Source organism: Pseudomonas amygdali (genome assembly GCF_002699855.1).
Taxonomy (GTDB): Bacteria; Pseudomonadota; Gammaproteobacteria; order Pseudomonadales; family Pseudomonadaceae; genus Aquipseudomonas; species Aquipseudomonas amygdali.
Genome location: NZ_LKBW01000310.1, coordinates 20,406 through 43,697, shown reverse-complemented (window position 1 = coordinate 43,697; position 23,292 = coordinate 20,406). Strand labels below are relative to the sequence as shown.

Here is a 23,292-nt window from a genome sequence, read left to right as displayed (position 1 = left end):
ACAATGACGGCGCATGCCAACGAAGCGGGATCTACAACCGCGGTTCGACTCGCGCAGCCCTGGTCGGAGGAAGCGGCGCAGCGGATTTGCGAGGGTAGTGATCGTCCTCGGCAAACGGCTCGTCAGTGAGGTCTGTGTCGGCAGGCTGAGCGACAGTCCGGGGCTGGCGAGCCTTGCGGCTGCGCTCGATCGGCCAGCGGATAAGCACGAACAGCGCGTACGCAGCGAAGGCGAACATGCCATACATGGCCAGATCCGACACAGCGGTCCAGACATTGCTGCCGACCTTGAACATCAGGTCGAGCGCGGTGATCGCCACGGCTGGCGCCATCGCATCCTTGGCAGGGTCGACCATGGTCGGCGTAAACAGCAGCACCGCCACTGCTACCAGCAACGGTTCCTTGAGATAACGCCACATCCAGCGGGTCATCAGGAACCATACCAGCAGGCAACCCAACGCGGCGAAGGCGTAGACGCTCCAGGCGATCAGATAGTCGTTTTCGGTCATGACGTCCGTGGTAAGGCAGGTAAAGAGGCGCTTATGATAACGGCTTTTGCCTGACGCGGCTTGCCTCGCTTCAGTAATCGGTTCAGCGTGTACCGAATTTCCATGATTGATGCCTAAACAGAGAGCCCAGCATGTCCTTCTCGAATGCAACCTCCAGCGCCCCGATTGCTCGCAAGGCCGACGGTTCCGATCCCTATGCCTGGCTACAGAACCGCGACACTGACGAGGTGCTCGACTACCTCAAGGCGGAAAACGCCTGGCAGGAGCAGCAACTGGCAGAGCAGACCGGGTTGCGCGACAACCTGTTTCAGGAGATCAAGGGCCGTATCCTTGAAACCGATCTGTCACTGCCCTCCCCTTGGGGGCCGTACCTTTATTACACGCGCACCACACAAGGCGATGAATACGCCCGTCACTATCGCTGCCCGCGCCCGGCCGACGACTCCAATACCGTGGACGAAAGCCGTGAAGAACTGTTGCTGGACCCAAACGCCATGGCCAATGGCGGCTTCTTTTCGCTGGGCGCGTTCAGCATCAGCCCCGACCACCAGCGCCTGGCCTACAGCCTGGACACCAGTGGCGACGAGGTGTACCAGCTTTACGTCAAGGAACTGAGCACCGGCCAGATCAGCAGCCTGCCGTTTGAGGACTGCGACGGCAGCATGACCTGGGCCAACGACAGCCAGACCCTGTTTTTCGGCGAGCTGGACGAAACCCATCGCCCCGGCAGGCTGCATCGCCACACGTTGGGCAATGCATCGGCAGAGCTGGTGTTCGACGAGCCGGACGGTCGATTCTTCCTGCACTGCTTCCGTAGCAGTTCCGAACGCCAACTGATCATTCTGCTCAATAGCAAAACCACCAGCGAAGCGTGGGTGCTGGACGCCGATTATCCGCAACAGGCCTTCACCTGCCTCGCGCCGCGCAGCGAAGGGCACGAGTATTATCCGGATCACGGGCTGCTCGATGGTGTGTGGAGCTGGTTCATCCGCAGCAATCAGAGCGGCATTAACTTCGCGCTGTATCACGCAGCGGAACAGGCCAGTGGCGCCCCGGTTCGCGAAGACTGGCAGACCCTGGTTGCGCACGATGACAAGGTCATGCTCGAAAGCGTGAGCCTCAACGCCAAGGCGATCAGTCTGAGCCTGCGCGAAGGCGGCCTGCCGATCATCGAAGTACGCCCGCAGGATCTGCCTACCTATCGCGTGCAGTTGCCCGACGCCGCGTACAGCCTGTATGTGCAGGACACCCTGGAGTTCGACAGCGACAGAATTCGCCTGCGCTATCAGTCGCTGAACCGTCCGGCACAGGTGCGTCAACTGACCCTGGCCAGCGGCGAGCAGGTAGTGCTCAAGGAAACGCCGGTGCTGGGCACTTTCAACGCCGACGCCTACGTCAGCCAGCGTCTGTGGGCCACCGCCAGTGATGGCACTCAGGTGCCGATCAGCCTGGTGGTCAAGCGCGAACTGGCCGGCAAGGCGACCCCGCTGTATCTGTACGGCTACGGTGCCTACGGCGAAAGCCTCGACCCGTGGTTTTCCCACGCGCGCCTGAGCCTGCTTGAACGTGGCGTGGCGTTTGCCATCGCCCATGTACGCGGCGGTGGCGAGCTGGGCGAGGCCTGGTATCGCAATGGCAAGCAGGAACACAAGCAGAACACCTTCGGCGACTTCATTGCCTGCGCCGAACATCTTGTTGCACAGGGCCTGACCAGCGCCGAACAGCTTGTGATCAGCGGCGGCAGCGCCGGTGGCCTGCTGATCGGTGCCGTGCTCAATCAGCGACCCGAGCTGTTCAGGGCAGCAATTGCCGAAGTGCCGTTCGTCGATGTGCTGAACACCATGCTCGATCCGGACCTGCCGTTGACCGTCACCGAATACGACGAATGGGGCAACCCGCAGGAGCCTGAGGTCTATGAGCGCATCAAGTCCTACGCGCCTTATGAGAACGTCAGCGCTCAGGCGTACCCGGCCATGCTGGTCATCGCCGGTTACAACGACAGCCGTGTGCAGTATTGGGAAGCCGCCAAATGGGTCGCGAAGTTACGCGCCAGCAAAACCGACGATAATCTGCTGCTGCTCAAGACCGAACTGGGTGCCGGACACGGCGGCATGAGCGGTCGCTATCAAGGGTTGCGTGACGTGGCGCTGGAGTACGCGTTTATCTTCAAGGTATTGCAGATCGCCGAATGAACTTGGCGTGAAACACCTGTCTTACTAGCATCGGGGGGCACGGAGCTGCCCCCTTCGTATCAGGATTGAAAGACCGAACCATGTCAGAACCATTGTCCAACCTGAACAACGCCATACGCGACATGCTGCTGGACTGCGGCCTGTTCGACACGCTGCTGCCCGGCGACTTCGTGACTGTAGCCGGGTATTTCAGCATTACCGACATCGAAAAAGGCGAGACCATCTTTGCCGAGGGCGATGCCGGGACATTCATGTGCATCATTCATCAAGGCACTGTGTCTGTGCAGAAACTTGCCGCAGACGGTCAACAGGTCGAAATCGCCGTTCTGCGGCGCGGGCGGGCGTTCGGGGAAATGGCTGTACTGGATGGCGAACGTCGCTCGGCCAGTTGTATCGCGGCCACCCAATGCCAGTTATTGAACCTGGGACGCGACTCTCTGGACAAGATGCTCGACGAAGCGCCGAAAATCGCCGCCAAGATCATTCGTGCCCTGGCCATCTCGTTGTCCAGGCGCCTGCGCATGGTCGACGGCCAATTACTGTCTCAGCAGGTGTGAGTTTGCCCATCTGGCGCTAAACTTGCCGATATTCCGCTTTCAATGCGCACACGCACAGGTGACACCATGAGCACGGCCAATCCTCCTTCCCATACTGCCAAGCTGGACCGCATTCTGGCCGACGCCCAGCGCGACCGAGAAATGGGTTACCGCGATAAGGCGTTGCGCATGTACCCGCACGTTTGCGGCCGTTGCGCCCGCGAGTTCGCTGGCAAACGTCTCAGCGAACTGACCGTGCACCACCGCGACCACAACCATGACAACAACCCGCAGGACGGTTCCAACTGGGAGCTGCTGTGCCTGTATTGCCACGACAACGAGCACTCGCGTTACACCGATCAGCAGTATTTCGCCGACGGTTCGCTGAGCACTCCGAAAACCGCCAAGGCAACCCACAACCCGTTCGCCGCGCTGGCGGGATTGATGAAGAAGGACGAGTAACCCGGTACTTTCCCGCAACTGTATTTCCCCGCCCCTACCCACGCAGTCTTCGGCCTGCGGCCACCCGACTGACCGGATACTTCGCCATGCCCTCCCGTACCTCAAGACGAACCTTTGTGAAAGGGCTTGCCGCCAGTTGCATCCTCGGCGGCCTGGGGCTGTGGCGCAGTCCGGCATGGGCGGTTCCGAACCCGGGTCAGCCGGCCGGGCTGTCCGGCACCGATTTCGATCTGTATGTCGGCGAAACCCAGGTCAATATCACGGGTAATACCAGAACCGCGATGACGATCAACGGCGGTATTCCAGGCCCGCTGTTGCGCTGGCGCGAAGGCGATACGGTGACCATCAGGGTAAAAAACCGTCTCGACGAAGCCACCTCGATCCACTGGCACGGCATCATTCTGCCCGCCAACATGGACGGCGTGCCGGGGCTGAGCTTCGACGGTATCGCGGCCGATGGCATGTACGTCTATCGCTTCAAGGTCAAACAGAACGGCACCTATTGGTACCACAGCCACTCGGGCTTTCAGGAACAGTCGGGGGTTTACGGGCCGCTGGTGATCGACGCCAAAGAGCCAGAGCCATTCAAATACGACCGCGAACACGTGATCATGCTCAGCGACTGGACCGACGAAGAGCCGCTTCAACTGATGAAAACGCTCAAGAAACAGTCCGATTATTACAACAATAACAAGCGTACTGTCGGCGACTTCATCAACGACGTCGGTGAGAAAGGCTGGAGCGAGACCACTCGTGATCGCTGGATGTGGGCGAAAATGGGGATGGAGCCGACTGACCTGGCGGATGTCAGCGGCGCGACCTACACCTACCTGATGAACGGCCAGGCCCCGGACATGAACTGGACCGGGCTGTTCAAGCCTGGCGAGCGGATTCGACTGCGCTTGATCAACGGCTCGGCCATGACGTATTTCGACGTGCGTATCCCGGGCCTGAAAATGACCGTAGTCGCCAGCGATGGCTTGCACGTCAAGCCAGTAACGGTCGATGAATTGCGCATCGCAGTGGCAGAAACCTTCGACGTGATCGTCGAGCCTGCCGAAGGTGCCTACACGCTGTTCGCCCAGTCGATGGACCGCACCGGCTACGCCCGCGGCACCCTGGCCAGCAGGCCCGGCTTGCAGGCCGTCGTCCCGCCCCTGGATCCACGCCCATTGCTGAGCATGAATGATGTGGGCATGGCGGGCATGGATCATGGCAGCATGAACCACGGCGCAGCCCCGGCAATGGACGACATGTCAGGCATGGACCACAGCAAGATGGGCCATGACTCGATGCCCGGCATGGACCACAGCAAGATGCCGATGAAAGAAACACCTGCCATGCAGTCACACCCGGACAGCGAACAAAACAATCCGCTGGTCGACATGCAGGCCATGAGCACCTCGCCCAAACTCGACGATCCGGGCATCGGCCTCAGGAACAACGGGCGCAGAGTTCTGACTTACGCAGACCTGCGCAGCACCTTCGAAGACCCGGACGGTCGTAAGCCCAGCCGCACGATCGAGCTGCACCTGACCGGGCACATGGAAAAATTCGCCTGGTCGTTCGACGGCGTGAAATTCTCGGACGCCAAACCGCTCATGCTCAAGTACGGCGAGCGAGTGCGTGTCGTATTGGTCAACGACACGATGATGTCTCACCCCATCCATCTGCACGGCATGTGGAGCGATCTGGAAGACGAAAACGGTCAGTTCATGGTGCGCAAACACACCATCGACATGCCTCCGGGGTCACGCCGCAGCTATCGCGTCACCGCTGACGCACTGGGCCGTTGGGCTTATCACTGTCACATGCTGTACCACATGGAAATGGGCATGTTCCGCGAAGTACGGGTGGAAGAATGAGGATTTTACCGGTGAATGGATTGCGCAACTCGTCCTGCCTGCCAACCCTGCTGCTGACGGCAGGCCTGGCCATAACACCCTGGGCAACCACGCTGGCTGCCGGAATGGATGGCATGGAAGGCATCGATCATGGCAGCCACTCGATGCCTATGGACGCCAGCGAGCACAATGCCGCCCCAATGCAGAGCCGGACACCAATCCCGCCTGTCACCGACGCCGACCGGGCTGCGGTGCACGCCAGCCATAGCGGGCATCAGGTCCACGACAGCGCCATCAACAGTTACTTTCTGGCCGACAAGCTGGAATGGCAGGACGCAAACGACGGCAGCGCGCTGGCCTGGGACCTGTCCGGCTGGATTGGCGGTGATGTCGACCGCTTGCTGCTGCGTTCAGAGGGCGAGCGCACCAACGGCAAGACCGAGGAAGCGGAAGTCCAGGCGTTATGGGGTCATGCCGTCAGCTCATCGTGGGACGTAGTCGCCGGGGCACGCCAGGACTTCAAACCTGGCGCGCCACAAACCTGGGCGGCTTTCGGCCTGCAAGGGCAGGCGATTTCGGATCTTGATATCGAAGCCACCGCATTCATCGGTGAAGCCGGGCAGACCGCGGCGCGCCTGGAAGCTGACTACGACCTGCTGCTGACCAACAATCTGATTCTTCAACCCACTGCCGAGCTGAATTTCTACGGCAAGAACGACCCGCAACGCGGCAATGGCTCGGGCCTGTCGACCAGTGAGTTCGGTCTTCGGCTGCGCTATGAAATCACCCCGCAATTCGCTCCTTACGTTGGCGTAACCTGGGATAGGTCCTACGGCAATACTGCCGATTACGCACGCGAAGACGGCGAGGACGTTGCCGATGCGCGGCTGGTCGTCGGTTTACGCATGTGGTTCTGAGCGTCGGAATTGAAAATGGCATTGCTCTGACGCTGCCGTATAATCCCCGGTTTTCTTCAGAGCACCCTCCCCGTGGCCAATAAACGGTACGCCTGCATCGGTCTTTACAACCCCAAGTCCCCGGAAAATGTCGGCTCCGTCATGCGAGCAGCCGGCTGCTACGGTGTGGCGTCGGTGTTCTATACCGGTAAACGCTATGAGCGTGCGCGGGATTTCATCACCGACACCAAGAAAATCCATCAGGACATCCCGCTGATCGGCATCGAAGACCTCAAAAGCATTCTGCCGCTGGGTTGCATTCCGGTGGCCGTTGAACTGGTCGACGGCGCCCGTGCCCTGCCTGAATACACGCACCCTGACCGCGCGCTGTATATCTTCGGCCCGGAAGACGGCTCGCTGGATCAGGACATTCGCGACTGGTGTGAAGACGTGGTCTATATCCCGACCAAGGGCTGCATGAATCTGGCCGCAACCGTCAACGTGGTGCTCTACGACCGTATGGCCAAAGGCATCAATACCCGCTCGGGGCCACAGTTCGGTCGCGAGAAAATCGATCCGGCCAGCGACCGCTGACGGAAAAGCATTGAACCTGTGTCGCGGGCGAGCAGTCAGTTTCTCTGAACCGGTTTACTACCTACTTCCTGCGAATTACCGCCTCATGGAGAGCCATCATGCGCGACACCCCGATTATCGAACGCATCGACACACCTGAACTGCTGCAGCGCAACCCTGATCAGAACGTCCACGGCTGGGAGCGCATTGGCTCACTGGCTGGCGGTGAACTGATGATGGGCAAAGGTGTCCGTCGTGGCGGCTTTCTGGGCCTGATCCAACTGGCCATCGGCGGCGCAGTGCTGGCTCGCGGCATCAGCGGTCACTGCTCGGCCAAAAGCCTGGTGGAAAAAGGTCGCAGCGACCTGCACAGCGCCCGCTCGACCATCGAACGTGCCGGTGCCCAGTTGAACAACCTGAAAGACGACGCCGAAAACGCGGTGAAAAACGCTGCCGTCAAAGGTGTGGAAGCGCTGGCCGAGCCAAAGCCGGTCGTTTAAACGTTCAACCTGCGCGAAAGATCAGGTAATCCTCCCAGTCGTCTTCAGCCACACTGTTCTCGCTGAGCATGCGGCCTGACTGGGAGATACGCTCGTGATGCACAGCCGTGCGATCACCACACACCAAATGATGCCAGAGCGGCAAATCCTTGCCCTCGCTGACCAGCCGATAGCCACAGGTGGGCGGTAGCCATTTGAATTCATCTGCCTGCCCCGGCGTCAGCTGAATACAGTCAGGCACCGATGCACGACGATTGGCGTAGTCGGAGCACTGGCAGGTCTTCAGGTCCAGCAGCTTGCAGGCGATCCGCGTGTAATAAACGCTGTTGTCTTCTACGTCTTCCAGCTTTTGCAGGCAGCACAAGCCACAGCCATAGCACAACGATTCCCACTCCTCGGTGCTGAGCTGGTCGAGGGTTTTGCGAATCCAGAAGGGTTCAACTTTAGCGGCCATGGTTCGGACAACGGTATCGAAAATGAAAAGGCTGTCAGTCTAGAGGTACAAGGGGTGCGGGCCAAGCACTTGCGACTGCCGGTAGCCGGGACTTGTCAGCGACAGTGCAAAACAGTAGCGTTAACGGGTTTTCCAGTGCGCTCAAGCGATGCCTGCCGACCACGGCCCATCAAGCCACGCTCGTTTTTCACCTTCGCTATCAAGGACTTTCATGAGCACGAACCCTCGCATCGCCGATCACCCTATCGACCCGCAATTCACCGAACGCTGGTCGCCACGTGCATTCAGTGGCGAAAGCATCGATCAGGAAACCCTGCTGAGCTTTTTCGAAGCGGCACGCTGGGCACCCTCGGCGTATAACTCGCAGCCCTGGCGCTTTCTCTATGCACGTCGCGATACGCCAAACTGGGAGCGTTATCTGGGCCTGCTGAACGAGTTCAACCGCAGCTGGGCGCAACATGCAGCAGCATTGGTGATCATTGTCTCCAAGACCACCTTCGTCGCGCCAGGCGCAACCGAAGAAAGCCCGGCCTTGTGGCACACCTTCGATACCGGCTCGGCCTGGGGTTATCTTGCGCTGCAAGCGAGCCTGAGCGGCTGGCACACCCACGGCATGGCGGGCTTCGATCAGGATCTGACCCGCAAGGAGCTGAACATTCCAGAGGATTACGCACTGCACGCTGCCGTAGCCATCGGCAAAATCGGTGACAAGTCGACGCTGCCGGAATACCTGCAAGGCCGCGAAGCGCCAAGCCCGCGCAAGCCACTGGCAGAACTGGCTGCTGAGGGTGATTTTTCGCTGTAACTGACTGTTCTCTGCAATCGATGCCGACGAGCCGACGCCTAAACGTCGGCTCGTTCGGAACGGCTTCAATAACCTCGCGAAAAATCGACCTCTCCGCGCAGTGCTTCTCCAGCCTGAAACGCCTTGAGGTTTTCAACGAAAAGCTCGGTCATGGCTACCGGCGATGTCGGTGCCGAACTGTGACCGGTCAACAGCAGACCATAGGCGGTCCAGAATGGATGGCGCTGCGGCAAAGGCTCCTGACGGCAGACGTCAATGACCGCACCGGCCAGATGGCCTTCCTTCAACGCCTCGACCAGATCTGCGTCCACAACCGCTACACCGCGCCCAACGTTAATGAACAGCGCCGTTGGCTTGAAGCTGGCGAACAGCTTCGCGTCATACAGGTCGTGGGTCTCAGGTGTGTTGGGCAGTAGATTGATGACGTAATCCATCTCGCCAAGCAGCCGCGTCATGTCAGACAGCGCTGTTACCTCGATGAACGGCGCCTGAGTGCGCGCACTGGAGGCCACGCCGTAGACGTGCACACCGAACGGCAAAAGAAACTCGGCGACACGCTGGCCGATATCACCGGCGCCCACGATCAATACCTTGCGACCAGACAGGCTCTGGCCAGTACGATTGTCCCACTTGCGCTCGACCTGACTCATCAAACGCGCCAGCACCTCACGCTCGTGACCGAGCATGTAGGTCAAAACGAATTCGGCCATGACCTGACCGAAAATCCCGACTGCACGCGTCAGGCGATATTCGCGCGAGAGGCTGTCGGCCAGCAGTGGCGTGATGCCCGCCCAGGTGGATTGCAGCCACTGAGGCTTGTGCCCTTGACGCAGCAGGTTGGCCATCAGGTCCGGCTGTCCCAGCCAGACCGGGCAATCGCTGGCCATTCGCGACAGCTCGGCGGAGTCGCCCGTGCTGAAGACTTCCAGGTCAGGCGCAGCCTTGCGCAACAATTGGGTGTAAACGTGATAATCGTGCTCGGCAATCAGAACGCGCATGTTTCAAAAACCTTAAAAACAGGACAGGCAGCCCACGGCGATGTGGACCGCTTTACAACGTGAGCAACCATTACATCGGATCGTTGCGGCGCAGCAGCTCTTCCGGCAAATGCTCGATGTAGTCATCTTCGGCAGGGGGCATCTGCAGGTGATAGCCCTGGCTGTCGAGATTCTCCAGCACCACATTGATGTCCTCGCGCGACAGCGCACGCTCGGGACTCAGGACCAGGTCAAATGCATGAACCGGCTTGCCAAACGCGACCAGCAGTTCAGGCGGCACGCGTTTGAGGACATCGCTTTTCAAGACGTAAAGGTACATCTCGTTTCTTTTCGGGCTGCGATAAATCGAGCAGATACGCTTCAAGACTGTTCTCCGGGGGTGGCCAGGCTGTCCAGCAGCGCCTGACCCATCAACTCGCGACGCCAGCCACGCAGCGAGACGGGCAATTGGTAAGGACCGTCGGGGTAGCCGCTCTTGAGCAGCGCTTCGAGAGTCTTCTTGCGCAGCATCAACTCCGGGGCCATGTCCAGTTGCTCGGCGTATTGCTGACCGATTGCACGCAGACGCTTGATCGACCCGGCCGCATCAATGGGCAGTGGCTCAGGCAATGCAGGCGGCCACTCTTCTGGCGGAAGCGTGCCTGCGGTCTTTATCAGCTCAAGCAGAAACTCGCCGTCATGGCGAACGGTGCGCGGGTGCATGTCTTCGATACGCCCCAGTGCAGCGAGGTTATCCGGCTGCGTCTTGGCCAATGGCCACAGCGAGTGCTCACGCACAATGCGGTTGCGCGGCAGGTTGCGGGCGCGCGCCTCGCGCTCACGCCAGGCACACAACTCACGCAGCACCGCCAACTGGGCGCGGGACAGTTTCCAGGCCAGTTTGGCCTCACGGTACACCTCGTACGGGTCAACTTCGCGGCGCAGGTTGGCGACCAGTTCAGCACCGTCATCCAGCAGCCAGGCGTATTTGTCATCGGACAAACGCGGGCGCAGGATGGAGAAAAGCTCGGCAAGGTGCACTGCATCTTCAGCGGCATAGCTGATCTGCGTTTCCGACAGCGGACGTTGCAGCCAGTCAGAACGGGTTTCGCCCTTGGGCAGGTCGATGTTGAGGACCTCCTGCACCAGACGCGAATAGCCCATGGAAAAACCGAGGTTCAGGTAAGCGGCTGCCAACTGGGTATCAAACAACGGCACCGGCAGGCTGCCAGTCAGACGCAGCAAAACTTCGACGTCCTCGCTGCACGCGTGCACCACTTTGATGACGTCGGGGTTTTCAAGCAACGCGGACAGCGGCCGCCAGTCGTTGATCAGCAAAGGATCAATAAGCCAGGCGCTTTGCCCGTCGCCAATCTGCAGTAGCGCTGCTATCGGATAAAAAGTATCGACCCGCATAAACTCGGTGTCGAGCGCGACAAAAGGCAGCAACTGCCATTCTGCGCAATGCCGGGCGAGGCTGTCGTCGTCGCGAATCCAGTGAATATCGATGGCCACACGGCTCTCCCTTCAACAATGGCGCGCAGTATATATCGTGATGGGAGATTATCGCGCGTCTGTCGTCCCGGTCTGGCGTATCTTCACGCAAATGACGGACAGGAGGAACTGTTGCCTGGCAAAAGGGCCAAGGATGAGCGTCCCCACGCAAGCGTGGAAACGATCTCTATCCTGAGCAAGCACAGATTTTACTGCTTGTCAGCGGCCGCCAGCTCAGTGCGGCACCCGGAGAACATATCCAGGCTTGGGTTGTAGACCTGGGTGTCGACTTTCAACAAGCCGAGCATTGAATGAAAGAGATTGTCCTGGCTCAACGGCGCATTGCGCTGTTTGGCCAGGCACTCCGGGCTGACTGCAAAGGACTTCTGATAGGTATCGGACAACCAGATAAGCATCGGCACATGCTTTTGCTGATCAGGAGCCAGTACATACGGTGTGCCGTGCAAGAACAAGTTGTACTCGCCAAGCGACTCACCATGGTCCGACAGGTACACCATGGCAGTGTCGACCTTGTTTTGATTACTGCGCAACAGATCAATCAACGTGGCCAGTACGTGATCGGTATACAACAGTGTGTTGTCGTAGGCATTGACGATGCTGTCCCGGCTGCAATTGTTCAAGGCATTGCTTTCACACACCGGCGTAAACTTTTCAAACTCTTTAGGGTAACGCTTGAAGTATTCAGGGCCATGGCTACCCATCTGGTGCAGCACCAGAACAGTGTCCTTGTCGAGGCTGTCGATAAAACCCTGCAGGTTTTGCAACAGTATCTCGTCGCGGCATTCATGGCTGTTGCACAGCAGCGGGTCCTTGAGATTACTGACATCCTGGAAGGTCACTCGATCACAGGTCCCTTTGCAGCCGGCCTGATTATCACGCCACACCACTTCTATACCGGCACGTTTCAGGACATCCAGCAAACCTTCCTGATTACGGGCCTTGGTTGCGTTGTAGTTCTTGCGACCCATGTTGGAGAACATGCACGGCACCGACACTGCGGTTTCGGTGCCGCACGAGTAAACATCGGTAAACGCCACCAACCCGCTCTCCTTGTTCAGGTTGGGCGTGGTGTCGCGACCATAGCCAAGAATCCCGAAGTTTTCGGCACAGGCACTTTCGCCCACCACCAGTACGGTCAACGACTTACGGGCATGCGTGGCCCAGTCCGCCGACCGTTTGGCGTCCTCGCCAATCTTGACGAACGGGCGCTGTGCGGAGATCACCTGCTCGCTCAGGTAGCCAATCGAGGCACCGATGTAATTGCTTGGCACGACCATCAGGCGCAATTCGTGATGGTTGCGGAACAACGAGGACAAGCCTTGATAATTCGCCAGCGCAACGCCGCCTATTGCCACGCAACAGACCACGCCTACCACCAGCTTGCTGAACAGTTCCAGGTGCCAGCGACGGTAGCTGATCGGCAGTTTCCATAGAATCAGCGAAGGCAGTACGCCCAACAGAACGATATACAACGCCAGTTTAAAAGACAGCAGCCCTTGCACTTCCGTCACGTTGGTTTCGGCGAAGTTTCGGAACATCCCGGCGTCAATCATGACACCGTACTCGGTCATAAAATACACCACCCCGGCGCTGATCATAAACAGAGCGATTACCACAGGCTTAAACACACGGCGAAATGCCAACAGCGTCAGAACGATATTGAATACGCAGAAAATCATCAGCCCGAATGCAAAACGCATGGCCAGGCCTTTGGCATCGGAGCTGGTAATCGCGAAAAGATGCTGCCACAGATTTATATTGAAACCCAGTAACAGAAAGGCGCTGGCAAGTAAGGTAACAACCTCTGGACGAACAGTTCTGGGTGTCGGCATCGTGGTCTGCTTATCGAATTAATATGCATCGGGCATTTAGGAGCCAGATAACTCCCGATGGCGCGCACTGTAGGCAGCGCTTCATCAATTTTATGTGAAAACGGTGAGAGGATTGGGTTGAATGAAGCTTATTTCACCGTGAAGCAATACGCGCCCATAAACGTGCACTTACTCCGCCAACAAAGCGTCTGCGCAAGCAAGCAAGCAAGCAAGCAAGCGCAGACGCTGTCACTCTGGAAACGCTCGATCAGACCGAACGACGGCGATAGGCACGATAGCCCGGCAGCCAGAAATTACGCTCGATGGCTTCAAGCAGTGCCTCTTCGGAAGTTTCCAGTGCCAAGCCTTCAGCCTGGGCCTCTTTGGCAACAGCCAGCGCAATTTTACGACTCACTTGCTGAATTTCCTTGAGTGGCGGCAACACCGCATCGCCCTGCCCCGTGACCATCGGCGAACACTCGGCCAGCGCATTGGATGCCGCCATCAGCATACGGTCGGTGATGCGCGACGCCTTGCAAGCCACCACGCCGAGGCCGATGCCCGGAAAGATATAGGAGTTGTTGCACTGAGCGATGTGCACGGTGCGACCGTTGATCTCCACCGGCGCGAACGGACTGCCGGTAGCAACCAGCGCATTGCCATCCGTCCAGCGCAGGATTTCTTCCGGCGTGGCTTCTACCTTGGAAGTCGGGTTGGATAGCGGCATTACCAGTGGTTTGGCGCAATGTTTGTGCAGTTCGCGAATCACTTGCTCGGTGAACAGACCACGCTGCCCGGACACGCCGATCAACACCGTGGCCCCGGCGTTCGTCACCACGTCGAGCAACTGCGGGAAGGCTTCTGTGCCAGCAGTCCAGCCAGACACATCGGCGGTCTTTTGCGCCAGGCGCTTCTGGAAATCGAGCAGGTTATCCATGCTTTCGGTCAGCAGGCCGAAGCGATCAACCATGAAGATACGTTTGCGCGCTTCGCTTTCACTCAGGCCTTCGATGCGCATCGCTGCGATGATGTGCTCGGCGATCCCGCAGCCCGCCGAACCGGCACCGACAAACACCACTTTCTGCTGGCCAAGGGTTTCATTCTTGGCCTTGCAGGCCGCCAGCAATGTACCCACGGCAACCGACGCAGTGCCCTGAATGTCATCGTTGAAGCAGCACAGCTCATCCCGATACTTCTCTAGCAACGGCATGGCGTTGGACTGGGCAAAATCTTCGAACTGCAATAACACGTCGGGCCAGCGACGCTGCACCGCGTCGATGAACAGCGCGATAAAGTCTTCGTATTCCTTGCCTGATACCCGCTCGTGACGCCAGCCCATGTAAATCGGGTCATCCAGCAGCTCACGGTTGTTGGTGCCCACATCCAGCACTATCGGCAGCGTGTAGGCAGGGCTGATTCCGCCACAGGCGGTGTACAGCGACAGTTTGCCAATCGGAATGCCCATGCCACCGATACCCTGGTCGCCCAGACCGAGAATTCGCTCGCTGTCGGTCACGACAATGATTTTGATCCGGTCTTTGGTGGCGCTGCGCAGAATGTCATCGATGCGGTCACGCTCGGGGTAGGAAATGAACAGGCCACGGTGCGTGCGGTAGATCTTGGAGAATTCCTGACACGCCTGGCCCACCGTCGGGGTGTAGATAATCGGCAGCATCTCGTCCAGATGCGAGTCCAGCAGGCGGAAGAACAGGGTTTCGTTGTTGTCCTGGATCGAACGCAGGTAAATATGCTTGTCCAGATCGCTCGCGCACTGCTTGTACTGGCTGTAGACCCGGGTGACTTGCTCTTCGATAGTCTCTACGTTCTGCGGCAGGAGCCCGATCAGATTGAATTCGACCCGCTCTTGCGGGGTGAAGGCACTGCCTTTGTTCAGCAGGGGCATTTCCAGCAGTGAGGGTCCTGCATAGGAAATATACAAAGGTCGCGAAGTTTTGGTCATTTTCTCTAATCGCCTTTTTCGTCTACTCATTAATTCTTTACGTCGACCGAGGCGGGCAGCCTGGCTCGTTTCTTGTTATTTTTTCTTGTCGCCAGTTCTCTATCAGGCCATGCCGAAAACCATTCGGCGTGTAAGGTCAGGGCGAACATATTACCCGGCTAAAGGCCCATTGCGACATTTTGTCGCGCAAAGAATGGCTAAGTGACGCTACTACCGGCGCAGCCTTCCTGACCAGCGGGTGCACATAGCACGCTGGAGACCGTCATCAGAATGGATGAGAACGCCCCGACGAAAGCCGGGGCCTGAAAAGGTCAGGACACGCCTGGTTTTTCAGCGATGAGCCCGATGGTGAAGCCGTCCACCGCCGAGATCCTGCCGCGCCACAACACACCTGCGTCGCAAATCGGATTACCGTCAGTGGAATAGGTCCGGCAATCCTTCAGGTGAATGAAATGGAATGCTGGCGTGTCTTCGGAAGACTCTCCCGGCTTGAAGGACAGAATCATTTCTTTCATCGTCGCGTCAGTGCCATTGGCAAACGAACTGAACGGCGCCGAAATATCGTCGGCCAACTGCTCAAAATAGGTGTCGTGAGAAATCAGGTGCCCGGAAACCAGATTCCCGCCCACCGACAGCGTCACGCCCAGCTCCACCTTGGTGTTCGCGACAAACTTGACCAGCCATTGCAGCAACCAGTCGATCTGCTTGCCCTGCCACTTGAACTGGGCAATCACATCATCATGGCTCTGACTGGGAGAGGGTTGCGACTTTTGTACCTGATCTACGTCCGACATCTGATAGCTCCTCGCCTCACAAAACGTTGAACCCAAGGTATAGATCAGAAAGGGCTAAAGGGGAAACCGGGAGGGGTGAATAGTTTGGGAGTGGTGATGGGGCGGCATCGTCCCGACTTCGCTCAAGCGTTCGGGGTTGCTGTCGATTTCCAAAAAGTGAATAGCAACTCGGCGAAAAGCACACAAATTTGTTGCGCAATCAAAGCCTCAAGTATACTTTTCAGGATTCTGTATACACTGTTTACAATCACCACCCGTGGAGGCCAATATGGCATCGCCTGTTTTGTCATTCCGTGTCGAAGAAGGCTTGGTCGAAATGCTCGACCAGCTAGCGCTTGCCACGGACCGTGATCGTCAGTACCACCTGAAACGTGCTTTGTCTCGCTATGTCGAAGCAGAAGCCTGGCACCTGAAAGCCATTGACGAAGGCTTAGCCGACATTGATGCAGGAAAGACGATCAATCTGGAAACGGTTAAAGCCAAGTGGGTAGCACGTGCCGCAAATCGAGTTAAGTGAAAAAGCCGATAGCGATCTGGAAGCGATTCATGAGCATTATGCGGGACTGATGGGCCATCAGAGAGCTGACGAAGTCGTCAGCAACATTCTGGAATCCATTGAGCAGCTCGCAACGTTTACAGGTATGGGACGCCCTTCCCAAGCCCCGGACGTACGCGAGCTGGTACTTACTCGCTACCCCTTCTTAGTGAGCTATGTGGTTCGCAGCCAGGTCGTGTTCATCGTCCGCGTGCTGCATGAACGGAACGAGCGCCTGAACACTTCAAAAATCCCGGATCAATTCAGCTAGTTCTGACCGGCCAGCTATCTTCGACTGCGGAAAAAACGGAGTCGGGGAAGGGAAAAATCTGGGAACGAGGGAGGTAGTACAGCCTGAAAACAAAAAACCCCGTGAATCAAATATTCACGGGGCTTTTCAAATAATGGCGGAGAGATAGGGATTCGAACCCTAGGTACCGGTGAAGGTACAACGGATTTCGAATCCGTCCCATTCGGCCACTCTGGCATCTCTCCAACGGCGCGCATCATAACAGCATCAACGCAGAAGGCGAAGCCCTTCTGCTGTTTTTTTTCGTGATATCAAGCGCTTGCGTGTTTTTTCCGCTTACAGCGGCACGCCCAGACGGTTTGCGACTTCTTCGTAAGCTTCGATGACATCGCCCAGACCCTGGCGGAAGCGGTCCTTGTCCATTTTCTTGCGAGTGTCCTTGTCCCAGAGGCGGCAGCCGTCCGGGCTGAATTCGTCGCCGAGGACGATTTCACCGTGGAATACGCCGAATTCGAGTTTGAAGTCGACCAGCAGCAGGCCAGCGTCGTCGAACAGTTTGGTCAGGACTTCATTGACCTTGATCGACAACTCTTTCATGCGAACCAGTTGCTCGGCAGTGCCCCAGCCGAATGCCACAACGTGGGATTCGTTGATGAACGGGTCGCCCTTGGCGTCGTCCTTGAGGAACAGTTCGAAGGTGTAAGGATTGAGCCTGGTACCCTCTTCGATGCCCAGACGTTTGACCAGGCTGCCGGCAGCGTAGTTACGCACGACGCATTCGACCGGGATCATGTCGAGCTTCTTGACCAGGCACTCATTGTCGCCCAGCAGCTTGTCGAATTGGGTCGGAACGCCCGCTTCTTCAAGCTTTTGCATGATGAAGGCGTTGAACTTGTTGTTCACCATGCCTTTACGGTCCAGTTGTTCGATGCGCTTGCCGTCGAACGCCGAAGTGTCGTTACGGAACAGCAGGATCAAGCGGTCAGCGTCGTCGGTCTTGTAAACCGATTTGGCTTTGCCGCGGTAGAGTTCTTCACGTTTTTCCATGATGGGCTCCGCTTGCTAAGTAGTTGGGCTAGGCGATATGTCGCCAGTCGAGCCCTGAATCTTGATCGGCCAGTTGCAGCCAGTCCGGGTCGCACCCAAGGGTGTCGACAAAACATTGCCGGGCCAGATGCGGCAGGTTGTTCTTGCTGCTCAGATGCGCCAGCACCAGGTGCTGAAGGTCCTGCCATCCCAGCTCGCTCACCAGGCTGGCGGCCTGATGATTGTTCAAATGACCTGTTTCACAGCCAACGCGCTGCTTGAGAAAGACCGGATACTGGCCTCGGGCAAGCATGTCGCGACAGTGATTGGCCTCGATCATCAAGGCATCCAGGCCTTGATAACGCTGCAATACGTTGGAGCAGTAAGAGCCCAGGTCGGTCAGCAGACCGAAGCGGCGCTTGCCGTCATTGAAGACAAACTGCGTCGGTTCAAGCGCATCATGAGCGACAGACACTACATCGATGCCCAATGCGCCCACCTGCAAGCTCTCCCCGCCCGCCAGCAAACCGGCAACTTCAACCGGTTTTCGCATACCGCGCAAGGTACCGCTGCTGAGGTAGACCGGTACATTGTAGCGCCGCGACAGCAAACCCACGCCATGCACATGATCGGCATGCTCGTGGGTTACCAGAATCGCACTCAACTGGTTTGCAGCGACGCCCAGACGCGCCAGGCGCCGCTCGGTTTCCCGCAGGGAGAAACCGCAATCGACCAGTACGTATGTATCGTTGCTTGCGACCAGCGTGCCGTTGCCACGACTGCCGCTGCCGAGAACCGCGAAACGCACTTAACCCAGGTTGTCTTGAATAACGCTCAACACCCGACGCGCGATATCCGCAGGCGCAACGGTGTTGATGTTCTTCTCGACGGTCACTTGAACGTTGTCACCCACCTTGCTCAGGCGAACCTGATAACGCTCGGCACGGGCATCGATCTCTTCCTTGCTCGACTTGCTGCCAAACAGGCGACCGAAGAAACCAGGCTCGTTTTCAGGCATTTTGGCCTTTTCGGCCAGGTTGATGTAGTACAGACCCAGGCTGCGGTTGATGTCCTCGACGCGCCAGTCACCCTGATCCAGCGCGCGGCCGACACTCGACCACGCACGGTCGAGATCGGCACCGAGGTTCAATACCGGGTTGCCGCTACCGTCTTCGCTCAAGGCAACACGGCTCGGGGTGTAGTAGTCACGTGCCGCCAACAGGGAAATAGAACCGCCCTTCTCGGCGTTGCGACCCATGCTGGCCAGCAGATCGTCGGTCAGTGCGGCATCAAGCCCCAGGTTGGTGGTACGGGTCGGGAAGGCCACATCGGCAGTGCTGCCGGCAGGACGCTCGACGCTCACCACATAGACTTCACTGGTATTGCGCTGCACGCCCGGCTCGATACGAACCCGCACGCGGGTTTCAGCGTCGGCTGAAACGCCAGCGGCGCTCAGGCGCTTGGCAACCGAAGCGGACAGTTCATCAAGACGCTGCCACGAGGAGCTGAATTCGCCAGTCTGCGGGCGCTCTTCAGCGATACGGAAACCATTGTCTTCAAAGTATTGATGAGCCACCGGCCAGACTTCGGCTGGCTGACGCTGAGCCAGAATCCAGCGCGCATCGCCGCTTTTCTGCAGGCTGAAATCGCTCGACTCGGAAGTCGTGCCCAGTGGCAGAGGACGAGGAACCGTGTATTCGCCTTCTTTCTGGGTGCTGTCAGCCACATTGCGCGGGATCGGCAGCAACGGGTCGAGGCGCTTGACGCCGGACACATCGGCAGGCACCTGCATGGGTGGGGTCTGGGTAGCCTGGAGGTAATCGCTACCGCGATCACGGAAGTAACCATCTTCGCCCCAGAGCCAACCGCAACCGCTGGTGCTGGAGATAATAAGAGCAAGTGCGGAAAGTCCGGCCAATCGCTTCATTGCGTGATACTTCCTCAATTAAACCAGGACGCCGGACTGGCGCAGGGCCTGACGCAGCGGTTCGTGACAGGCTTCGCTGAGCCAGGTAAGCGGCAGACGGATACCGGCTGGCATCTTACCCATTTCATGCAAGGCCCACTTCACGGGGATAGGGTTGGATTCGATAAACAGGGTGTTGTTGAGCGGCATGAGCTTTTCGTGAATCGCCCGCGCCGTCTCGGCATCGCCACGCATGGCCGCTGCGCACAGATCGCTCATGAGGCGCGGTGCAACGTTGGCAGTGACGGAAATATTGCCCTTGCCGCCCAGCAGCATCAATTCGACTGCCGTAGCGTCGTCACCGGAGTACACCAGAAAATCACTGCTGACGCTGGCCAGAATGTCCTTGGCGCGCTGCAGGTTGCCGGTGGCTTCCTTGATGCCGATGATGTTTTTTACCGCAGACAGACGCGCAACAGTCTCTGGCAGCATGTCGCAAGCCGTACGGCCCGGCACGTTGTAGAGGATCTGCGGGATGTCTACGGCGTTAGCGATGTGGCTGAAATGCTGAAACAGGCCTTCTTGCGTCGGCTTGTTGTAATAAGGCGTTACCAGCAGGCACGCATCGGCGCCAGCGGTCTTGGCGTTGGTGGTCAGCTCGACGGCTTCGCGCGTCGAATTGGCGCCTGTACCGGCGATGACCGGAATACGTCCTGCAACCTGGGCAACCACACGGCGGATCACCTCGATGTGTTCGCTCACATCCAGCGTCGCCGATTCACCGGTGGTGCCGACGGCAACAATGGCGTTGGTGCCCTCTTGCAAGTGGAAGTCAACCAGTTTGCTCAGGCTGTCCCAGTCCAGACGACCTTGTGCATCCATTGGTGTGACCATTGCCACCATACTGCCCGCAATCATGCAACCGCTCCTGCCGGAAAAAGAGAGCCGTAATGGTACTGGCGCTATCAGCCTTGTACAAGCGAAGTACCGCGCTCTGAGCATTCCCCTGAGCGATGGTTTTCGCTACCCTTCGTCCTTTGATCGGTACTGGTCACCTGCGCACCTCGCTCAATCGGTCGAATTTGTCGCCAGAAGCCCTGCCCCAGTGCACTCCAGCCCGTCATGGTACTTCCATGCAAGGCAGGCGCTCCGGGACCCGGGAAGGTATCTCGCGCCATCGATTGTCGAAACAGCCCCGCAAGTCCGAAAAAGTAACGACCGCTCATCGTCTAGGAATGCTGCATGTCGTCCACCCCCACAGTTCGCGAACAATTCCTTGTCATCAGTGCCCTTGGCGCAAACCCCATGGAGCTGACCAACGTCCTGTGCCGTGCCAGCCATGAAAACCGCTGCTCGGTAGTCACCTCGCGCCTTACTCGCCACGGTGAGTGCAGTGCGCTGATTCTTCAGGTGTCAGGCAGTTGGGACGCTCTGGCGCGCCTCGAAACCAGCCTGTCGAGCCTCTCCAAGAAGCATGCGTTCACCACCAGCGTGGTACGCAGCGCTACCCTGGAGAACCGCCCGGAAGCCCTGCCCTACGTGGCTTACGTCAGCTCGGCGTACCGCCCGGACATCATCAATGAGCTGTGCCAGTTCTTCATTGACCACAACGTCGAGCTGGAAAATCTGATCTGTGACACATATCAGGCTCCGCAGACCGGTGGCACCATGCTTAATGCCACATTCACGGTGACACTGCCTGCCGGGACCCAGATCAGCTGGCTGCGCGATCAATTCCTCGATTTTGCCGACGCGCTGAATCTCGACGCACTGATCGAACCCTGGCGCCCACAAGCCCCAATGTAAGGAGTTCCCATGACCGTCACAGTAGATCAACCGGTTCCCGACTTTCAGGCACCCGCGACCAGCGGACAGACCGTAGAGCTGTCCGCGCTCAAGGGTCAGCAGGTCGTGATTTATTTTTACCCGAAAGACAACACGCCCGGCTGCACCACGCAGGGTCAGGACTTTCGTGACCATATCGCGCAGTTTCAGGCGGCCAATACGGTTGTGCTCGGTGTTTCACGAGACAGCCTGAAAACCCATGAAAACTTCAAGGCCAAGCAGTCTTTCCCGTTCGAGCTGATTTCGGACAAGGACGAAGCCGTCTGCCAGCTGTTCGACGTCATCAAGCTCAAGAAGCTGTATGGCAAGGAATACCTGGGCGTTGACCGCAGCACCTTCCTGATCGACAAGGAAGGCGTACTGCGCCAGGAATGGCGCGGCGTTAAAGTGCCGGGCCATGTGGCTGAAGTACTGGCGCAGGCCGAGGCCCTGAACAAAGGCTGATATTCCGATAAGCGTTGCGGCACGCAAGGTGCCGCAACGATCCAGACTTGCTGCTTAAAGCAGTGGTGCCACAGTGGGTTCATTACGCGGCCAGGCATCGAGGACGGCCTTGAACAACGTGGCCAGCGGAATCGCAAAGAAGATCCCCCAGAATCCCCACAGCCCGCCAAACAGCAGCACGGCGCAAATGATTGCAACCGGGTGCAGGTTGACGGCCTCGGAAAACAGCAACGGCACCAGAACATTGCCATCCAGCGCCTGAATGATGCCGTGGGCAATCATCAGGTAGATGAACTGATCACCCCAGCCCCACTGGAACAATCCGATCAACGCCACCGGCACTGTGACCACCACCGCGCCAACGTAAGGCACGACCACAGATATGCCGACCAGCATCGCCAGCAGCGCTGCGTAGTTGAGCCCGAGCGCGGCGAACGCGATGTAGGTCACGCCACCACAGATGAAAATCTCGATGACCTTGCCGCGAATATAATTGGCAATCTGACGCTTCATCTCATCCGCCACCCGGTTGATCAACGCACGCTCGCGAGGCAGATAGCCGCGCGCCCAGCGGCCGATCATGTGCCGATCCTTCAGAAAGAAGAACACCAGAATCGGCACCAGCACCAGGTAGATCATCAGGTTGACCAGCAATGGCAGGCTGGAGATCGAGAAGGTCAGCGCCAACTGACCGATCTTGCCCACTTCACCACGGGCGACTTCGATCGCCAGCAACACTTGCTCGTCGGAAACCAGATGCGGGTAACGTTCGGGCAGCAACAGCAGTACAGACTGCCACTTGGCAAGCATGCCCGGTGCTTCGTTGAACAGCGTGATCAACTGGTGCCAGAGCAGTGGTACCAGCACCAGCAGGAACAGCAGCAGCACACCGATGAACAGCGTGAAGACCAAGCCGACTGCGGCCATTTCAGGCAGGCGCAGGCGCTCCAGAACACTGACCAACCCGTGCATCAGGAAGGCCAGCACCAACCCCGCAATGACCGGCGCGAGCATTCCGCCCAGGGTCAGGACAAGGGTAAACGCCAGAAACAGCAAGACCGCCAGTACCACCGCCTCCTCATCGGAGAAGTAGCGTTGCACCCAATTGCGAAGCACATTGAACATCAAACATCCTTTTCAAAAAAACGGCGGTGGCGGTTCAAGCCTTGCGTAGCCAGTAAAGATAAGTGCCAGCGTCGACCTCTTCATGCAGCAACTCATGCCCGGAAAGTCTGGCAAAGGTTCGAAAATCCCGCTGTGACCCGGCGTCAGTCGCGATCACCTTCAGCACCGCGCCGCTGGCCAGACGATTGAGTTCCATCTTGGCTTTCAGCAGAGGCAGCGGACAGTTGAGGCCACTTGCATCCAGTTCGGCGTCGCACACCTCGGGGCGCACTACAGCGTCAGACATCGTTTCTCTCCAGGCGGACACATCGAATTACAAACCATGTCCGAAAAG

General features: G+C 58.2%; 26 protein-coding genes and 1 tRNA gene. 12 read left to right on the top strand and 15 right to left on the bottom strand.

The window, feature by feature from the left end:
* Nucleotides 1-31: 31 nt before the first annotated feature.
* On the bottom strand, nucleotides 32-508 hold the full coding sequence (locus tag AO277_RS25060; RefSeq protein ID WP_044317728.1) for a hypothetical protein: 477 nt from the start codon (nucleotides 506-508) through the stop codon (nucleotides 32-34).
* A 131-nt stretch (nucleotides 509-639) separates the two neighbouring features.
* On the opposite strand from AO277_RS25060, the gene AO277_RS25055 reads away from it, so the two are divergent.
* The 7 genes from AO277_RS25055 (at nucleotide 640) to AO277_RS25025 (ending at nucleotide 7,511) form a co-directional block, all read left to right on the top strand.
* Nucleotides 640-2,700, top strand: a complete 2,061-nt coding sequence (locus tag AO277_RS25055; RefSeq protein WP_044317727.1) for a S9 family peptidase — start codon at nucleotides 640-642, stop codon at nucleotides 2,698-2,700.
* An 80-nt stretch (nucleotides 2,701-2,780) separates the two neighbouring features.
* The gene (locus tag AO277_RS25050; RefSeq protein ID WP_002552612.1) at nucleotides 2,781-3,257 is read left to right on the top strand and encodes a cyclic nucleotide-binding domain-containing protein; all 477 of its coding nucleotides are present in this window, start codon (nucleotides 2,781-2,783) and stop codon (nucleotides 3,255-3,257) included.
* A gap of 66 nt (nucleotides 3,258-3,323) precedes the next feature.
* A complete protein-coding gene (locus AO277_RS25045; protein ID WP_002552611.1) occupies nucleotides 3,324-3,698 on the top strand; it encodes a YajD family HNH nuclease in 375 nt (124 codons plus the stop codon).
* A gap of 86 nt (nucleotides 3,699-3,784) precedes the next feature.
* Nucleotides 3,785-5,563, top strand: a complete 1,779-nt coding sequence (locus AO277_RS25040; protein WP_044317726.1) for a copper resistance system multicopper oxidase — start codon at nucleotides 3,785-3,787, stop codon at nucleotides 5,561-5,563.
* 11 nt (nucleotides 5,564-5,574) lie between these two features.
* Nucleotides 5,575-6,459: a copper resistance protein B gene (locus AO277_RS25035; RefSeq protein WP_044317725.1), complete on the top strand. Its 885-nt coding sequence runs from the start codon at nucleotides 5,575-5,577 to the stop codon at nucleotides 6,457-6,459.
* A gap of 72 nt (nucleotides 6,460-6,531) precedes the next feature.
* Nucleotides 6,532-7,032 carry an RNA methyltransferase gene (locus AO277_RS25030; protein WP_044317724.1) on the top strand — a complete coding sequence of 167 codons (501 nt, stop codon included), beginning with the start codon at nucleotides 6,532-6,534 and terminating at the stop codon, nucleotides 7,030-7,032.
* A gap of 98 nt (nucleotides 7,033-7,130) precedes the next feature.
* Nucleotides 7,131-7,511, top strand: coding sequence for a YgaP family membrane protein (locus tag AO277_RS25025; RefSeq protein ID WP_044317723.1), 381 nt, complete (start codon nucleotides 7,131-7,133; stop codon nucleotides 7,509-7,511).
* A 4-nt stretch (nucleotides 7,512-7,515) separates the two neighbouring features.
* On the opposite strand, the gene AO277_RS25020 is transcribed toward AO277_RS25025, so the two are convergent.
* On the bottom strand, nucleotides 7,516-7,965 hold the full coding sequence (locus AO277_RS25020) for a YcgN family cysteine cluster protein (RefSeq protein ID WP_044317722.1): 450 nt from the start codon (nucleotides 7,963-7,965) through the stop codon (nucleotides 7,516-7,518).
* A gap of 211 nt (nucleotides 7,966-8,176) precedes the next feature.
* On the opposite strand from AO277_RS25020, the gene AO277_RS25015 reads away from it, so the two are divergent.
* A complete protein-coding gene (locus AO277_RS25015; RefSeq protein ID WP_044317721.1) occupies nucleotides 8,177-8,770 on the top strand; it encodes a nitroreductase family protein in 594 nt (197 codons plus the stop codon).
* A gap of 65 nt (nucleotides 8,771-8,835) precedes the next feature.
* On the opposite strand, the gene AO277_RS25010 is transcribed toward AO277_RS25015, so the two are convergent.
* The 6 genes from AO277_RS25010 to gvpU all read right to left on the bottom strand — a co-directional run bounded on the left by AO277_RS25010 (nucleotide 8,836) and on the right by gvpU (nucleotide 15,827).
* Nucleotides 8,836-9,768, bottom strand: a complete 933-nt coding sequence (locus AO277_RS25010) for a D-2-hydroxyacid dehydrogenase (protein ID WP_005740971.1) — start codon at nucleotides 9,766-9,768, stop codon at nucleotides 8,836-8,838.
* Nucleotides 9,769-9,838: 70 nt separating this feature from the next.
* Complete coding sequence (locus tag AO277_RS25005; RefSeq protein WP_003407219.1) at nucleotides 9,839-10,132, bottom strand: YcgL domain-containing protein; 294 nt, start codon at nucleotides 10,130-10,132, stop codon at nucleotides 9,839-9,841.
* Complete coding sequence (rnd, locus tag AO277_RS25000) at nucleotides 10,129-11,262, bottom strand: ribonuclease D (RefSeq protein WP_044317720.1); 1,134 nt, start codon at nucleotides 11,260-11,262, stop codon at nucleotides 10,129-10,131. The genes AO277_RS25005 and rnd overlap by 4 nt, the downstream gene beginning before the upstream one ends.
* Before the next feature lie 188 nt (nucleotides 11,263-11,450).
* The gene (locus tag AO277_RS24995) at nucleotides 11,451-13,094 is read right to left on the bottom strand and encodes a phosphoethanolamine transferase (RefSeq protein WP_044317719.1); all 1,644 of its coding nucleotides are present in this window, start codon (nucleotides 13,092-13,094) and stop codon (nucleotides 11,451-11,453) included.
* A 247-nt stretch (nucleotides 13,095-13,341) separates the two neighbouring features.
* Complete coding sequence (locus tag AO277_RS24990) at nucleotides 13,342-15,033, bottom strand: NAD-dependent malic enzyme (RefSeq protein WP_044317718.1); 1,692 nt, start codon at nucleotides 15,031-15,033, stop codon at nucleotides 13,342-13,344.
* A gap of 311 nt (nucleotides 15,034-15,344) precedes the next feature.
* The gene (gene gvpU, locus AO277_RS24985; protein WP_002552597.1) at nucleotides 15,345-15,827 is read right to left on the bottom strand and encodes a gas vesicle accessory protein GvpU; all 483 of its coding nucleotides are present in this window, start codon (nucleotides 15,825-15,827) and stop codon (nucleotides 15,345-15,347) included.
* A 268-nt stretch (nucleotides 15,828-16,095) separates the two neighbouring features.
* Here gvpU and AO277_RS24980 point away from each other — a divergent pair, with 268 nt between their 5' ends.
* Nucleotides 16,096-16,344, top strand: a complete 249-nt coding sequence (locus AO277_RS24980; protein WP_002552596.1) for a CopG family ribbon-helix-helix protein — start codon at nucleotides 16,096-16,098, stop codon at nucleotides 16,342-16,344.
* A complete protein-coding gene (locus tag AO277_RS24975; protein WP_044317717.1) occupies nucleotides 16,322-16,633 on the top strand; it encodes a type II toxin-antitoxin system RelE/ParE family toxin in 312 nt (103 codons plus the stop codon). Before AO277_RS24980 ends, AO277_RS24975 begins: the two co-directional genes overlap by 23 nt.
* A gap of 134 nt (nucleotides 16,634-16,767) precedes the next feature.
* On the opposite strand, the gene AO277_RS24970 is transcribed toward AO277_RS24975, so the two are convergent.
* From AO277_RS24970 to dapA, 5 genes are all read right to left on the bottom strand, one after another.
* Nucleotides 16,768-16,857, bottom strand: a tRNA-Ser gene (locus AO277_RS24970).
* A 91-nt stretch (nucleotides 16,858-16,948) separates the two neighbouring features.
* On the bottom strand, nucleotides 16,949-17,659 hold the full coding sequence (gene purC, locus AO277_RS24965; protein ID WP_002552594.1) for a phosphoribosylaminoimidazolesuccinocarboxamide synthase: 711 nt from the start codon (nucleotides 17,657-17,659) through the stop codon (nucleotides 16,949-16,951).
* Between the two features lie 28 nt (nucleotides 17,660-17,687).
* Nucleotides 17,688-18,446 carry an MBL fold metallo-hydrolase gene (locus tag AO277_RS24960; RefSeq protein WP_002552593.1) on the bottom strand — a complete coding sequence of 253 codons (759 nt, stop codon included), beginning with the start codon at nucleotides 18,444-18,446 and terminating at the stop codon, nucleotides 17,688-17,690.
* Nucleotides 18,447-19,565: an NlpB/DapX family lipoprotein gene (bamC, locus tag AO277_RS24955; protein WP_044317716.1), complete on the bottom strand. Its 1,119-nt coding sequence runs from the start codon at nucleotides 19,563-19,565 to the stop codon at nucleotides 18,447-18,449.
* A gap of 18 nt (nucleotides 19,566-19,583) precedes the next feature.
* The gene (dapA, locus tag AO277_RS24950; RefSeq protein WP_044317715.1) at nucleotides 19,584-20,462 is read right to left on the bottom strand and encodes a 4-hydroxy-tetrahydrodipicolinate synthase; all 879 of its coding nucleotides are present in this window, start codon (nucleotides 20,460-20,462) and stop codon (nucleotides 19,584-19,586) included.
* Nucleotides 20,463-20,786: 324 nt separating this feature from the next.
* On the opposite strand from dapA, the gene AO277_RS24945 reads away from it, so the two are divergent.
* Together AO277_RS24945 and AO277_RS24940 are read left to right on the top strand one after the other, a co-directional pair.
* Nucleotides 20,787-21,350 (top strand): glycine cleavage system transcriptional repressor, encoded by a 564-nt coding sequence (locus AO277_RS24945; protein WP_002552590.1) that lies wholly within the window; start codon nucleotides 20,787-20,789, stop codon nucleotides 21,348-21,350.
* Between the two features lie 9 nt (nucleotides 21,351-21,359).
* A complete protein-coding gene (locus tag AO277_RS24940) occupies nucleotides 21,360-21,833 on the top strand; it encodes a peroxiredoxin (protein WP_002552589.1) in 474 nt (157 codons plus the stop codon).
* 54 nt (nucleotides 21,834-21,887) lie between these two features.
* On the opposite strand, the gene AO277_RS24935 is transcribed toward AO277_RS24940, so the two are convergent.
* Together AO277_RS24935 and AO277_RS24930 are read right to left on the bottom strand one after the other, a co-directional pair.
* Nucleotides 21,888-22,958: an AI-2E family transporter gene (locus AO277_RS24935; RefSeq protein ID WP_002552588.1), complete on the bottom strand. Its 1,071-nt coding sequence runs from the start codon at nucleotides 22,956-22,958 to the stop codon at nucleotides 21,888-21,890.
* Between the two features lie 34 nt (nucleotides 22,959-22,992).
* Complete coding sequence (locus AO277_RS24930) at nucleotides 22,993-23,244, bottom strand: sulfurtransferase TusA family protein (protein ID WP_002552587.1); 252 nt, start codon at nucleotides 23,242-23,244, stop codon at nucleotides 22,993-22,995.
* Nucleotides 23,245-23,292: the final 48 nt, after the last annotated feature.